We start from the raw sequence: 13830 nt of genomic DNA, 5'->3' as shown, positions 1-13830 counted from the left end.
CCTTCAAAACGCACAACAGACATCATTTAATAGGAAATGAGTGGGCGTAATAACATAGCTATAGTAAAGTGAGTAATAACAATGACATAGAGGCGATTGACCTTTTAGGAGTAAGGATACATAGTCTTTCGATGAATGAATTAAACGAATATTTGGTAGAGTCTATTCGTGATAACAAAAAGTGTACTTTGGCTAACGTAAATATCCATGCTATGAATTTAGCATACGAGAATGCTTGGTTTCGTGATTTTTTGAATGAGTCAGCCATTAATTTTTGTGATGGGGAAGGTGTGAGACTCGGTGCTAAAATGAAGGGGAAAAAAATAAGAGAAAAAATCACATACAATCGATGGATATGGAGTTTGGGAGAGTTATCTCAAAGACTAGGGTTGACATGGTATTTACTGGGAGCAACTGAAAAGAGTATCTCTAAGGCTGTTGCAACGCTACGGGGGAAGTATCCAGAATTGAAGATCGTAGGCTACCATAATGGATTTGTTGATTCTGATTCTCTGCCTCTGATATTATCAGAAATCAAAGAGAAATCTCCAAACATTTTATGTCTTGGTATGGGGATGCCATTGCAAGAAAAATTCCTGATCGATCACTCTGATAAAATCAATTACAATATCGCCTTAACAGGTGGCGCAGTATTTGATTACGTATCAGGCGAATTCAAAATGACACCTGATATCTATTATAGACTTAAATTGGAGTGGTTTTATAGGTTTATCAACGACCCGAAAAGGTTGTTCAAAAGGTACTTTGTTGGGATTCCTATATTTTTTTTACGTTTGTTATTTATAAAATCTAGATCTAAATCATGAAGCAAAATAGTCTTGTCTTTTCATTTCTTATTCTCGCATTATTCAATTCTGCGATTGCGCAAACAAATACTGCTTGTGGGTTTGATTTGGATTTGTTTGAAGTCGTTGGCGGCGAGGAAAGGACAGTAATAGAGGATCCTTTAAAGATTGTAGGCAAAGAAAAAATACTATACTACAATGTTCAGTTTAATCAGCGAGTAAGCCTTACAAACTCTCGAGATATTGTTTTTTGTAAATGTCAATTTGGAGGTGTTGAGGCGAAAAACAACGGACTAAGAATGATGCCAATGAAAAGTCCTGATGACTGGGGGACAAGAAATATTGTTGTTGATAGTTCTCTCTTTATCAATATTATTGACAATGCAATTTTTACAGATAGAAAACCTGGCACCCCTCTACATTTCGACCATAAAAATTTGACACTTAGAAATAGTACTATAAACGGTTGGGGAAGTGATGATGACACCTTTTTTGATCACGCCCTATACTTAGCTGGTTCCGAATTTGCCATATTAAATAATAAATTCACAAGCAGCAGAGGAGGGTCTGCCATTAGCTGTAGGTCATCAGGAAAGGTGATAGGCAATACTGTGATATTGACTGAAGTAGAAGATTGCAAAGGATTAATGTCGGATTGTTCTTCAAATCTTAACAAGATAGCTATTCACTATGAAGGTAAGGTTCCTCCGGGTCTGAGCAATAGATTAGTTGTTGAAAATAATACTATTTACACTTCAGCAAGTGAAATTGAAGCTAAGACGTTTGGAGCAATTGCTATATATGGCGCCGGTGATCCTTGTGACCTTGATAAGATCCATAACCTAGTAAATGAGATCGTTATCAAAAACAATAACGTGACAGTGACAGGAGCATTAGAAAATCCACGTTTCTCTGCATTGAGAATCAATAAAATATTTAAAAGCCCTTATCAAAGTACAAGAGTCAATGTATCAGACAATACCATTGATGATCAGCGCGATAAGAAGAATGAGATTTCTTTTGATGAATATAATGTTGATTGTATTGAAAAAGGATATTCAATTAAAAATGCTTTCTCAAATAGATACTTGAAGATGAACTATGATGTTTTGGAGAGTACAAAACATGCTGCTCAATATTCTGCGGATGATTACTTAGATCAATTTTGGAGATTGGATACACTTTCGTCGAACCAAATACGAATCATTAACATCTATTCGAATGAGGCTCTAAGTTTAGATGGTCAGTTTGCTACTACACAGCCGATATCTGATGAAATTAGTCAGAAATGGGAGCTAATTGAGTTTGAAGGGGGATTTTTAATAAAAAGTATGCAAAACAATCAATTTTTGATGCCCTTAAATTCCCAAGTAAATAGTGGAGTGAAATTGATTGTTGCTGAAAGAGACGAAGCAATCTCATCTCAAGTTTGGGATATTAAAGCAATACAGTAGTTAATTCCAGCAAGTGATTTTTTCACCGATTAACGACTCCAAAAGTTTTTGGTCCTCCTTATAGCCATTTCTTAGTGATTGTTTTACTTCATCACTCACTTCAGGAGGACCAGTAAAAAGTACTCCATTTACGATTTTAGCGAGAAAGGTCTTCCGCAACCAATTTGGTATGGGCCTTAGCGTATATCTCCTTTTAGATAAAATAAGCCTGGCTACTATATTTTTTGGTATTAAGGTCCTGTTGGACTTTTGTGATGCCACACTTTCAACTTGTGATTCTGGGCGACCAAGAAATTCTAAAATTTCATTTACCTCCTTAAGTTGATTTTTTACAAAATTTTCGTAGAAGATGATTTTTATATTTTCTTTCGGGAATAGTTCGTAATATCGTTCTAAGTGTTTTCCATAAAATCCTTTGCTGCGATAGTGCCAAAATGGTCCCCACTTAGATTTTATTCTATCTTCTTCACGCTCTAGTGCTTTGTCAAATCTTAATTTTTCGCGGCCTAGCATTAACCCATAGTTGTAATTTGATATCGCGCGTTTTGTTGGATCTCTAAGTATGGCTATTATTTTAATGTTCGGATTGAACTTATGGATGTTTTTTGCCGCTCTGCCATCGTATAAATATAGTGTCGATGATTCACCTTTTAGATCTGTATCCTTCGCCTCTTTGAATATGCTTAAGTAACTATCAAAAGTCTGAAATTTACAGTCTGAGGCGGGATCATTTGGTCCTCTGTAATCTAAATCGTCATCCTTAAGAGCAAAATATCTAGGCTCTTTCTCTCTTGTCATAAAAAAGTCGGGGATTTCAGAAAGTAAATTATGAAGTGATGTTGTTGCAGACTTGTGAGCACCAATTATTAAGAAATTTGGGCCATCCAAAGAGGAATTCATCGCTTATAATATTTTAGAATAGACATATTAGGCGAATTTCATTGATTTATTCTTAAGTAGGAAGTTTATATTTGCATTTTTATCCATGTCGAATCACCGATATTCACAATATTTCCCAATACTATTTCTGATAGCAGATCTAGTTTGTTTGAACGTTGGTGTCATAGCAGCCAATTTATACCAATTTGGGTTTTTAATCCCAGATCAAAATTATCAAGTACTACAGCTTTTGCTGAATGTTATATGGGTTGGCGTATTCTTTAGTTCGAGACTTCAGGAGATAAATAGAAATTCCAGATTACTAGATCACCTAAACAAGGTTCTAACTGGGTTAGTAATTAATCTTTCGATTGTATTTGCATTATGGTTTGCATTAGAGCCGGTGGATTATTCTCGAAAGTATCTTTTTGTTACATATCTCATATTCACCTTAGCAATTCTCCTATGGAGAAGTATTTGGCATTATGTGATTAGATACTACCGAATAAAGGGGTACAATATCAGGAATGTTGTGATAATAGGAAAAGGGGATTTATCAGAATCTTTAAAAGAGTATTTTAAAGATTCGCCTGAATTGGGATACCGTCTGGTTGGTATTGTAGACGATAAGAATGACGCTGATGAGAGAATGGAGAATTTTGAACAATATACCATCTCAAAAGGTATTGACATTGTTTTCTGCTGTCTCCCTAACATGAATGATGAACAGGTTAAAGACGTCATTGATTTTGCAGAAAATAATTTGATTAAAGTAAATCTTATTTCTCAGTTTAGTAGACTTTCAAATTATAACTTATCCATAGAGCAGTTTGGTAGTATTCCAATCATCAATGTTAATTCTATACCTCTGGATAACATGGTTAATCGCTTTATTAAAAGAACTTTCGATTTTGTTTTCTCTGCGATTTTTTTAGTTACAATTCTTTCTTGGTTGGTGCCTATCATAGGCTTATTGATAAAAATGGAATCAAAGGGTCCTATTTTTTTCAAGCAAAAACGGCATGGGAAAGACAATAATTTTTTTCTGTGCTGGAAGTTTAGAACGATGACATATGAGAAAAATGCTGAGTTTAAACAAGCCACTAAAAACGACAATCGAATCACAAAAATGGGAGCGATACTACGTAAAACATCAATTGATGAGCTTCCACAATTTATTAATGTTTTCCTGGGTGATATGTCGGTAGTAGGGCCAAGGCCGCATCCAATTAAATTGAATGAAGAGTTCCAGCCTAAAATCGACAGATTTTGGCAAAGACATGCTGTCAAGCCTGGAATTACAGGACTGGCTCAAGCTAAAGGTTTTAGGGGTGAGACTGCAGAATTAAGTGATATGAGTGGCCGGGTTAAATTGGATAGATTTTATGTCAAAAACTGGTCGCTAATCTTAGATTTTAAGATAATTCTTTTAACTGCGCTTTCAATAATTAAAGGAGATCAAAACGCGTACTAAGCAATGAAAAAGGTATTGGTGACTGGAGGGCTTGGATTCATTGGTTCTCATACAAGTGTTGAACTAGTTAATAAGGGGTATCAAATTATAATTGTTGATAATCTTTCCAATTCAAAAATTGAGGTTCACGATAAACTCGAACAAATAACTAGTAAGCAAATAACCTTCCATGATATAGATCTTACAGATAGAGAAGCTGTAGCTAGGATTTTCCATGAAAATGAAATTGAATCTATTATTCATTTTGCAGCTTTTAAAGCGGTTGGTGAGTCGGTAGATAAGCCATTAGATTACTATAGAAATAATATAGACTCTTTGATCAATCTTTTGGAAATGTGTGATTCTCATAATATAAATAAGTTTGTCTTTTCATCCTCCTGCACAGTATATGGTCAGCCGGATAAACTACCAGTAACTGAATCATTTCCCAAAATGCAAGCTGAGTCTCCATATGGGAATACAAAGCAAATTTGTGAAGAAATTATAGAGGACTTCTCTAAATCTAAAAAGAGATTTAAAGCCATATCACTTAGATATTTCAATCCTGCCGGTGCTCATGAGTCAGGTCTAATTGGAGAACTTCCGTTAGGAGTACCAAACAATTTGGTTCCATTTATAACACAAACTGGAGCTGGACTTAGAGATAAACTAAACGTTTTCGGCGGTGACTATAACACTCATGATGGAACGTGCATACGAGACTTTATTCATGTAGTTGATTTAGCAATTGCTCACATTTCGGCATTAGAATACGCTGAAAAAATGGAAGAAAACTATGATTTTTTTAACCTTGGCACAGGTAAAGGCTACAGTGTAATTGAAGTTGTAAAATCGTTTGAAAAAGTATCTGGCTTGAGCCTAAATTACCAGATCGTTGGGCGAAGATCTGGTGATATTGAACAAATATATGCAGATACTTCTAAGGCGAAGGAAAGGCTGGGATGGGTGGCTGAGTTGGATTTGGACTCAATGATGGAGTCTGCGTGGAGGTGGCAAAAAAACCTACAATAATCTTTATTTAATGATTCGACTATGAAAATGGTCTATTTGCCGAAATAGTTATAAACTCTCTAAAAAAATTGACATTTTTGAGTTGATAACAGATAATTCACCTAATCTGTAAAATTAAGTATCTGTATAAATAAGCATGACACTGCCGCTTGCCATAACAACTGCGTTTCTTATAACGCTTACAACAATACCTGTTATAATAAAGATTGTTAAATCCCTTGATCTATTGGATCGACCGGATAAACGCAAGATTCATAGTGTTAGCACTCCAAGTTTAGGGGGGATAGGGATTTTCGCAGGTATTATTTTGGCACTTTTGATTTCAATATCATTTTCTGATCTTGCTTCTCAAAAATATTTTCTTGGAGGTATCATATTGATTTTTCTTTTAGGGGTAAGAGATGATCTTTCCAGTCTTTTGGCGCAGCATAAGTTGGTAGTCCAAATTTTTGCATCATTTCTTGTTGTGTTTTTTGGAGGGATTAAAATTGAAGGATTCAATGGATTATTTGGTGTCGAGAGCTTTCCGTGGATTTTAGATGAATTATTTACAATTTTCGTAATTGTAGTGATGACTAATGCTTTCAACCTCATTGATGGTATTGATGGATTGGCGGGTAGTATTGCACTGGTCATTTCTGCGTTTTTGGGTTGGGCAGCTTTTCAAAGTGGAAGCATGATTGAAGCTTCAATAGCTTTTTCAATATCTGGAGCAGCATTGGGATTTTTATTATACAACTGGTATCCATCCAAGATTTTTATGGGTGATACAGGTTCTATGGTCTTTGGCTTTATGCTTACAGCCTTAATGATAAACTTCTTAACAACACCGTCTCCTCCATCGGTAATTGAATCACCAGTAGCTACAAGTTTGTCTCTTTTTGTAATACCTGTATACGATACACTTCGTGTGTTTTTGATCAGATTCTTTACAGGAAGACATCCTTTAGCCCCAGATAGAAACCACATACACCACGTACTTTTGAAATTGGGGTTAAATCATGCTCAGTCAACTTTGAGCTTGATTACTTACAATACAATCATTATTTCATTGACAGTAGCATTCCAAGGAATTGGAGAACTTTGGCTGATGTTGTTTATGGTTTTGATAACGGTAAGTATTGGAGCCATACTTGATCGTAAGGTGATTAGAAGAGAATCTAGAAGACTTGCGAAAATTATCCCGCCAGAAATCGAATTAAGCAAGACTCACACCTCAGTTTAATTGCTATTTTTGCCGTTCATTGAATTGCAAATCAAATGCTGGATAAGGTAAAATCATTAATTGCGGAAGTAGAAAAGGCTACGGCTAAAACAAATGAGGAAGTAGAAAATTTCCGTTTAAAATTTGTAGGGAGGAATAATGTAATCAATGATCTTTTTGAAGAATTTAAAAAAGTAGCCCCTGAGCAAAAACGTGAATTGGGGCCTGCCCTCAATAACCTAAAAAATGTTGCTCAATCTAAGCTAAAGGAATTGTCCGGTTCGATTGGAAGTGAAGGTGGGTCGGTTGAAGTTGATGTCACGTTACCGGGAACATATGCATCTGAAGGTTCGATTCATCCTATTACACAAACCCGAAATAGGATAATAGAAATTTTTGAAAGACAAGGGTTTAATGTTGAGGATGGTCCTGAGATAGATAACGATTGGAATAATTTCACTGCACTAAATTTTCCCGAAAATCATCCTGCACGTGAAATGCAGGATACATATTTCATTGAAAAAAATCCTGATGTTTTGCTTCGAACTCATACATCCAACGTGCAGACTAGATTGATGAATAAAAAGAAGCCCCCAATTCGTGCGATAATGCCGGGAAGGGTTTACAGAAACGAAGCGATATCAGCAAGGGCTCATTGTTTCTTCCATCAGGTTGAAGGACTTGTAGTTGGTGAAAATATTTCCTTCAAAGACCTAAAAAATACACTTTATCATTTTTCGAAAGAGATGTTCGGTAAAAACACGAAAATAAGATTAAGACCATCTTATTTTCCATTTACTGAACCAAGTGCTGAAATCGATATCAGCTGTTTCATTTGTGGAGGCAGCGGATGCAAGATTTGTAAGCAAACGGGATGGGTTGAGATTGCTGGGTCCGGAATGGTTGATCCTAATGTATTGGAAAATTGCGGCATTGATTCAACCAAGTATAGTGGTTTTGCATTTGGTATGGGCATTGAAAGAGTTACAATGCTGAAATATCAATTGGATGACCTGAGACTGTTCTCAGAAAATGATATTCGCTTTTTAAAGCAATTTTAAAGAAGCTCTGAAATTATTTTCTCTTCTGTAATTCCTTCCGCTTCTGCTTTGAAGTTTCTCACAATTCTATGTCGAAGTACTGGTACAGCAACTGACTTTATATCTTCTATATCAGGAGAATATTTGCCATTTATGAGAGCGTTACATTTCGCAGCAAGTATCAAAAACTGACCTGCTCTTGGACCCGCACCCCACTCTAAATAATCTTTGGCGAAATCATCAGCAGTCTCACCATTTGGTCTGGTTTTAGCGACAAGCTTTACTGCATATTCGAAAACATTATCAGCTACAGGTACTTTTCGTACTAGATTCTGATAGTTTAAGATTTTATCCTTACTGATAACTTCATTTACCTCAAGGGTCTGCTCCGAAGTGGTATTTCTAATTACTTCAATCTCATCTTCATATTTTGGATAATCAAGATTGATCATAAACATAAACCTATCTAATTGAGCTTCAGGTAAAGGATACGTTCCCTCTTGTTCAATTGGGTTTTGAGTTGCTAAAACAAAAAATGGCTTATCAAGATCGTAATTGGTGCCAGCAATTGTTACTGCTCCTTCTTGCATAGCCTCTAGCAAAGCAGACTGAGTCTTTGGAGGAGTTCTATTTATTTCATCAGCGAGAATGACATTCGAAAATATAGGCCCTTTAATGAATCTTAAATTCCTTTCCTTGTCGAGAGTCTCAGCTCCTAAAATATCTGACGGCATTAAATCAGGAGTGAACTGAATTCTATTAAAATCTAAACCAAGGCACTTGGAAACAGTTTGTACTAGCAATGTTTTTGCTAATCCTGGAACACCTACCAACAACGAATGTCCATTGCAGAAAAGAGATGTGATCAAAAGTCTGACAACTTCAGGTTGTCCAATTATTTTTTTGGAAATTTCAGCTTCTAGCTGTTTAAAATCTTTTGCTAGCTCATCTGCTAGTTTCACGTCTTTGGTTTCTGCCATGCGTATTTAGTTAATTCTGATTTGCCACTAACTCTTTAAATGAAATTTACTTGGTAATGTTACAGTAGTCGTATTCCGAATCGATTTCTATAAATACATTTCCTCGAGCTTTCTCAAACCATTCAGATATTTTGTTGTTTTTCTTTTGCGCCAATGTTGCAGCAGCAATCTTTTGATAGTCATCAATCAAATTTGCTTGATGCGGAGCAATCTTATTCTTATAATATATTATTCTAAACGCATAGCTGCCGTCTTCTTTCTGAAATCGAATGGGTTTTGTTATGGTACCAATCTTCATTGTGTCTATCGTAAAGAATATATTAGGATCAAGTGTTTCCGCCGAAACCCTTAAAGCACCACTTTCATCTTGGAAGAATCCACCTGCAGAGGAAGTGAGCTGATCGTCCGAATAGTCTTTAGCGGCAGATTCAAATTTGATACTGTCTAGGACAATCAGATTTCTGATACTGTCCAGATAATTTTCCGCCTTGGTGTAGTCGTTTTGATCAGGTTGAGGTGAAATAAGAATATGTCGTGTCTTATATGTATTTCCTCTTTTTTCTTGAAGCTGAATTAGATGATATCCAAACTGTGTTTCGATAGGCATTGATAGGCCTCCTGGCTCCATGGAAAGCGATGCAGCCTCATATTCAGGTGCTAGTTCTCCTCTACTGTAAAAGCCAAGTTGTCCTCCATTAGCCGCAGAGCCTGGATCTTGAGAATATCTTTTTGCAAGAGCACCAAATGATTCACCATTTTCAATTCTACCTCTTAGATCGAGAAGCAGGTTTCTTACTTTATCTTTTTGAGTTTTGCCAGGGTCAGCTTCTTTAACTATTTGGGCCAATGATACTTCGGTTGAAAAGTATGGCAGTGAATCCTGAGGAAAAGCCCTGAAAAATTTCTTGACTTCCGATGGAGTAACCTTCATACTGGAGGTAAGCTCCGACTGCATCCTCTGAATAGTCAATTGTTCTTTGATATTGTCAAATATTTCAGATCTGATTTGTTCGATGCTTTTTCCATATGCACGCTCTATCTCAGATTCTCCTCCAAACTGTTGAGCAATTGCGGCCATTCTTCGGTCCAGGTTTAAGTCTACTTCCGCATCATCCACATAGATTGAATCAATTTCAGATTGCGCCATTAGCATTTTATTGACTACTAGTTGCTGAAGAATACCACACTTTGCATTACTTCCTCTTAATTGTCCTCTAGACAGGAAATCTAAATAAGCACGTTCGAGTTCTGATTTTAGGATGATATAATTATCAACTTTGGCAATGATTCTATCAATTGTTACTTCGTTGGTCTGGGCCAAGGAAGAGAATGCGAATAAAATGCTTGCACTAATTGCTATAAATCTCAAACGTATTTGATTGTTCTGCTTCTTCATAAATTTTCTTTTCCAGCTCCTTCTTGAGAGCAATTTTTCGTTTGTTGATAATGATGTTTGAAATACTCTCTTGGATGAATTCTAAGGGAGCAATTTCACCAACCAATTTATACTCGAAGATTTTTAAAAAGTAGATGTAATCTTCATCAGAAACCTCTATGTAACTATTTGCTTTTAGGAATCCGGTCTTATCATTTACTTCTTTTAGAGGCGTTTCCATCAGGACTTCGTCAAACTTCACCCAAACTGAGTCTTCGACAAAAGCTTTTACAGCGTGTTCATTTGCATATTCCCAGATTTGAGTTGTATCCTTAGGATAATTCTTCAGATTTCTTCTAAATCTCCATACGCTTGGAGCTTTAGATGGGATCTTAAAATAAATACATTTAGAAAGGTTTTCTCTAAGTACAAAATTCTCAGATTTCTCACCATAATATTCGGAGATCTCTAGAGGACTTACTTCTTCATCTAGGTTTGCATCTATATGTTTTTTCTCTAATTCATGAACAAGCAAAGCATATTGATAGTCTAGTACTCTTTTCTGAATTTGAGCTTCATTAAAATCAATAGCCTCCTCAGCTTTCGCAATCATTAACTGCTTTTTCACCCAGTCTAACACAAATTTTTCAACAAAAACTATGCTGTCAGCTGGTGATAAATTGGCAGGAATTAGGCCGTAAAGATTAGAAGCAACTAGTGTTTTTTCACCAACTCTAGCAATTGGCTTCTCTGAGACTTCTTCTTTTGGTTGGAAATATTGGCAACCTCCAAGAATTAATATGCTGAAAATGAGGATATTTCTCACCTATGGATACAATTTTATGAGCCTGCAAATATTGTAATTCTTTTCAGTAGAGAACTCAATTTTGTCCATTATTCTTTTTACAAGCATTAGCCCCAACCCGCCTTGCCTACGTGTAGATACCAACTCTTCCATAGAAGGGGATTCGTATTCATTGATATCAAAGCCAGCACCTTTGTCTTTAAACGTGAATACAATCTGCTTTGGATTAAACTTAATATTGAATTCTATTCTGCTATCCGGGTTGCAATCATTAGCATGGATGATGAGGTTGGCGCATACTTCATCCACAGCAAGAACAAGTTTATGCGCTTGTAGGTCAGGAACCTTATGCTCATCCAGCATATCTGAAGTAAACTGCCTTACACGGACCAGTTCTTCTTTATTACACCCTATGGTTAACTTATTACTCATTAAAAGAGCTTATTGCTTCTTCTTTAGTTTTTTCTATTGTTAATAACTTCTCTAAACCTAGAATATCAAATACTTGTTTCACTGTCTCATTAATTCCGAAAAGAGCAAGTTCAATATCATTTAATTTAAACTCATCCAAGTGTGAGATAAATACGCCTAAACCGGCCGAAGAGATATAGTCTAGCCCCGACAAATCAGCTATAATTTTTTTCTCTCCATTTTCCATTGCTTCCTTAAGCGCATTATCCAGGAAAATACTGGATCCAGCATCTATCTCTCCATTCACAGTGATAAAGTGTATTCCATCGTTATTTTCTGTACTTATTTCAGCCATTATTATTGTCTTTAAATTGGACTACTACCAATGTATAATCATCATCTATTATCATCTCTCCGATAAACTCTGAGAGATCACCTTTAATTCCTTCTTTTACTTGGTCGGGTGCCTTAGAGGCATGAGTGGTGAAAGATTCTTTTAGCCTAGCATCTCCAAACTGTTCTCCTTCGCGGTTCTTTGCTTCTGTGATTCCATCAGTATATAAGAGGAGTGTATCACCTTCTTGATAACTAACAGTATTGCTATGAACGTAATCTTCATAGCTTGAGTTTCTTACCATCCCAAGACCCATTCCGTCAGATTCCAAATAGTTAACGCTGTCTTCTGTCTTGCAATAAAATAAACTTGGGCAATGTCCTGCTCTAGAAAAGGTAAGCGTCTTATTATCTGTATCTATATCAAAATAGGTGGAGGTAATAAAAGAAGTTTTTTCAAGGCATTGACTTAGTGCTGCGTTAGCTTTTTTGTTGAAATCTGCTGGTGAAATTCCTTGATTGGCAAGGCTATGGAAGATTCCTTTCATTTGTGCCATTTGGAAAGCAGCACTGGTACCCTTTCCTGATACGTCTCCTATGATTAGACCAAACCTGTTTTTTTCGTATTCCAATATATCATAATAATCACCTCCAACTTCATCTGCAGCCATTGAAAAGGCTTCCATCGTTAGGTGATTGTTATTTATTAGAGATGTAGGCAGCAAGCTTTTCTGAACGTTTTTAGCAATTTTCAACTGTTCCTTGTATCGTTCATTCTCGATAGATTCACGTATAAGAGATAGATTTTCAAGAGAAACACTGGCCTGATTTACGAAAGTGGTAATAATATTTACCATTTCTCTATTAAAGGCTTCCGAAACTTCATTTAGTAAAACGATGAAACCTACCTGTTGGTTTTGGACTAAAATTGGAAGAGCAATGATCGATTTGTATTGTGAATGCTTAAGATCATCGGCAAGTCTTCCGGCATTTAATTCTTTTTTAAGCTCTAGCTTAAGTATTGACTTAATAGTCTCACTTTTTATTGAAGACTTGATCTCATCAACTTCCTCATCTTTCAGACCTCTAATAATCTGAGTGATCCCAGCATCTTCACGGACCTCAAGCCATGCGGCATCTGCAAAAACGGCGCTCATCGAGCTTTCAAGCAGAATTTCGTAGGTCTGGTCTTTGGTTTCACCTCTTGGGATAGATTGACTTAATTTTTGAAAATCAATAGCCTCCTTAAGCTTCTGTTCGAAGACAGAGGATGTAGGCAAATTGAATAGAGTCACTAAAATTGATATGACTGCATATAGAAAAAGGAATGCAAAAAGACCCAGAATAAATACGCGATCCAGAAGATTCATACTTATCATGTCAGTAGCTACAAACCAGCTAAGCTTCAACAAGAAATGGTAGAGGTATATTCCGGATAATAAAATGAAAAGAATGCCTTTCCACTTTTGCTTGAAATTAAGATATGCTACCCATTTCAAATTGAATACAAGAATGATTGAAAACAATCCTAGTAATGCAAGGGCGAGCTGAAAATAAGTTTCACCGAATTGGACGCCCCAAAAATCAAAGAGCATAGAAGCTACTAGTGTAACCTCAAAAAGACTCCATAGCTTTAATAATTTTTTAGACTTCTGATAAAGTATTAGCCTTTTCCAAACGACCAATGTTGATACCATAAAGATGACTACCAATCCTACCAGAATGTTGTAGAAGAAGTTGACAGTAAGTGGGCTCTCTACTAACGTCGTTCTAGCGAAAATCGAGAAGAACAGTTGGATAGCTAGGGAAACCAGTGTTGTAATTAGTCCTGTTATGAAGACTTTCCACAGTAGGTCTGTGAAATTAAGACTATCGGCTTTGGTGATGATGTATCTGTAGTAAGCGAAAGTAGAAAGTACAAAGCCAGTGAAACAGAGTTGCGGGAAGAAGTTGGAGAAGTCCACCTTCATGTCATAGCTCTGCACAAGAAGTAAGTAAATGCTGGACCCCGTAAATAGAAGCCAGCAGATAATTGCTCCGAGAAAGCTTAACCTTATT

The 13830-nt window shown here is 36.2% G+C and carries 13 protein-coding genes; 6 read left to right on the top strand and 7 right to left on the bottom strand.

Going from position 1 to position 13830, the window contains the following annotated elements:
* Positions 1-68: 68 nt before the first annotated feature.
* On the top strand, positions 69-827 hold the full coding sequence (locus ACY650_RS06590) for a WecB/TagA/CpsF family glycosyltransferase (protein ID WP_462252974.1): 759 nt from the start codon (positions 69-71) through the stop codon (positions 825-827).
* Entirely contained in the window at positions 824-2260 is a 1437-nt protein-coding gene (locus tag ACY650_RS06585; protein ID WP_462252972.1) for an RICIN domain-containing protein, read from the top strand. Before ACY650_RS06590 ends, ACY650_RS06585 begins: the two co-directional genes overlap by 4 nt.
* Here ACY650_RS06585 and ACY650_RS06580 read toward each other — a convergent pair whose 3' ends face one another.
* Complete coding sequence (locus ACY650_RS06580; RefSeq protein WP_462252970.1) at positions 2261-3160, bottom strand: sulfotransferase domain-containing protein; 900 nt, start codon at positions 3158-3160, stop codon at positions 2261-2263.
* A gap of 85 nt (positions 3161-3245) precedes the next feature.
* Between ACY650_RS06580 and ACY650_RS06575 the strand changes: the two genes are divergently transcribed.
* The 4 genes from ACY650_RS06575 to pheS all read left to right on the top strand — a co-directional run bounded on the left by ACY650_RS06575 (position 3246) and on the right by pheS (position 7889).
* On the top strand, positions 3246-4613 hold the full coding sequence (locus ACY650_RS06575; protein ID WP_462252968.1) for an undecaprenyl-phosphate glucose phosphotransferase: 1368 nt from the start codon (positions 3246-3248) through the stop codon (positions 4611-4613).
* Between the two features lie 3 nt (positions 4614-4616).
* Positions 4617-5624 carry a UDP-glucose 4-epimerase GalE gene (galE, locus tag ACY650_RS06570; protein ID WP_462252966.1) on the top strand — a complete coding sequence of 336 codons (1008 nt, stop codon included), beginning with the start codon at positions 4617-4619 and terminating at the stop codon, positions 5622-5624.
* A 136-nt stretch (positions 5625-5760) separates the two neighbouring features.
* Positions 5761-6849: a glycosyltransferase family 4 protein gene (locus tag ACY650_RS06565; protein ID WP_462252964.1), complete on the top strand. Its 1089-nt coding sequence runs from the start codon at positions 5761-5763 to the stop codon at positions 6847-6849.
* 35 nt (positions 6850-6884) lie between these two features.
* A complete protein-coding gene (pheS, locus tag ACY650_RS06560; protein WP_462252962.1) occupies positions 6885-7889 on the top strand; it encodes a phenylalanine--tRNA ligase subunit alpha in 1005 nt (334 codons plus the stop codon).
* Here pheS and ACY650_RS06555 read toward each other — a convergent pair.
* From ACY650_RS06555 to ACY650_RS06530, 6 genes are read right to left on the bottom strand one after another with little or no spacing between them, the layout of a single operon-like run.
* Positions 7886-8848, bottom strand: coding sequence for an AAA family ATPase (locus ACY650_RS06555; RefSeq protein ID WP_462252960.1), 963 nt, complete (start codon positions 8846-8848; stop codon positions 7886-7888). The genes pheS and ACY650_RS06555 overlap by 4 nt on opposite strands.
* A 46-nt stretch (positions 8849-8894) precedes the next feature.
* Positions 8895-10244 carry a peptidylprolyl isomerase gene (locus ACY650_RS06550; RefSeq protein ID WP_462252958.1) on the bottom strand — a complete coding sequence of 450 codons (1350 nt, stop codon included), beginning with the start codon at positions 10242-10244 and terminating at the stop codon, positions 8895-8897.
* The gene (locus tag ACY650_RS06545; RefSeq protein WP_462252956.1) at positions 10198-11049 is read right to left on the bottom strand and encodes a peptidyl-prolyl cis-trans isomerase; all 852 of its coding nucleotides are present in this window, start codon (positions 11047-11049) and stop codon (positions 10198-10200) included. The genes ACY650_RS06550 and ACY650_RS06545 overlap by 47 nt, the downstream gene beginning before the upstream one ends.
* Positions 11050-11460 (bottom strand): ATP-binding protein, encoded by a 411-nt coding sequence (locus ACY650_RS06540; RefSeq protein ID WP_462252954.1) that lies wholly within the window; start codon positions 11458-11460, stop codon positions 11050-11052.
* Positions 11453-11794 carry an STAS domain-containing protein gene (locus ACY650_RS06535; protein WP_462252953.1) on the bottom strand — a complete coding sequence of 114 codons (342 nt, stop codon included), beginning with the start codon at positions 11792-11794 and terminating at the stop codon, positions 11453-11455. Before ACY650_RS06535 ends, ACY650_RS06540 begins: the two co-directional genes overlap by 8 nt.
* Positions 11787-13757: a SpoIIE family protein phosphatase gene (locus tag ACY650_RS06530; protein ID WP_462252951.1), complete on the bottom strand. Its 1971-nt coding sequence runs from the start codon at positions 13755-13757 to the stop codon at positions 11787-11789. Before ACY650_RS06530 ends, ACY650_RS06535 begins: the two co-directional genes overlap by 8 nt.
* Positions 13758-13830: the final 73 nt, after the last annotated feature.

The organism is Ekhidna sp. (assembly GCF_963691765.1).
Classification (GTDB): domain Bacteria; phylum Bacteroidota; class Bacteroidia; order Cytophagales; family Cyclobacteriaceae; genus Ekhidna.
The sequence above is the reverse complement of the archived record's forward strand: the minus strand, read 5'-3'. Positions and strand labels throughout refer to the sequence as shown.

What these genes read in the sequence shown, in the direction of transcription:
- ACY650_RS06585 (WP_462252972.1), top strand. Translation starts at nt 824, where the DNA reads ATGAAGCAAAATAGTCTTGTCTTTTCATTTCTTATTCTCGCATTATTC.
- ACY650_RS06580 (WP_462252970.1), bottom strand. Translation starts at nt 3,160, where the DNA reads ATGAATTCCTCTTTGGATGGCCCAAATTTCTTAATAATTGGTGCTCAC.
- ACY650_RS06575 (WP_462252968.1), top strand. Translation starts at nt 3,246, where the DNA reads ATGTCGAATCACCGATATTCACAATATTTCCCAATACTATTTCTGATA.
- galE (WP_462252966.1), top strand. Translation starts at nt 4,617, where the DNA reads ATGAAAAAGGTATTGGTGACTGGAGGGCTTGGATTCATTGGTTCTCAT.
- ACY650_RS06565 (WP_462252964.1), top strand. Translation starts at nt 5,761, where the DNA reads ATGACACTGCCGCTTGCCATAACAACTGCGTTTCTTATAACGCTTACA.
- pheS (WP_462252962.1), top strand. Translation starts at nt 6,885, where the DNA reads ATGCTGGATAAGGTAAAATCATTAATTGCGGAAGTAGAAAAGGCTACG.
- ACY650_RS06555 (WP_462252960.1), bottom strand. Translation starts at nt 8,848, where the DNA reads ATGGCAGAAACCAAAGACGTGAAACTAGCAGATGAGCTAGCAAAAGAT.
- ACY650_RS06550 (WP_462252958.1), bottom strand. Translation starts at nt 10,244, where the DNA reads ATGAAGAAGCAGAACAATCAAATACGTTTGAGATTTATAGCAATTAGT.
- ACY650_RS06540 (WP_462252954.1), bottom strand. Translation starts at nt 11,460, where the DNA reads ATGAGTAATAAGTTAACCATAGGGTGTAATAAAGAAGAACTGGTCCGT.
- ACY650_RS06535 (WP_462252953.1), bottom strand. Translation starts at nt 11,794, where the DNA reads ATGGCTGAAATAAGTACAGAAAATAACGATGGAATACACTTTATCACT.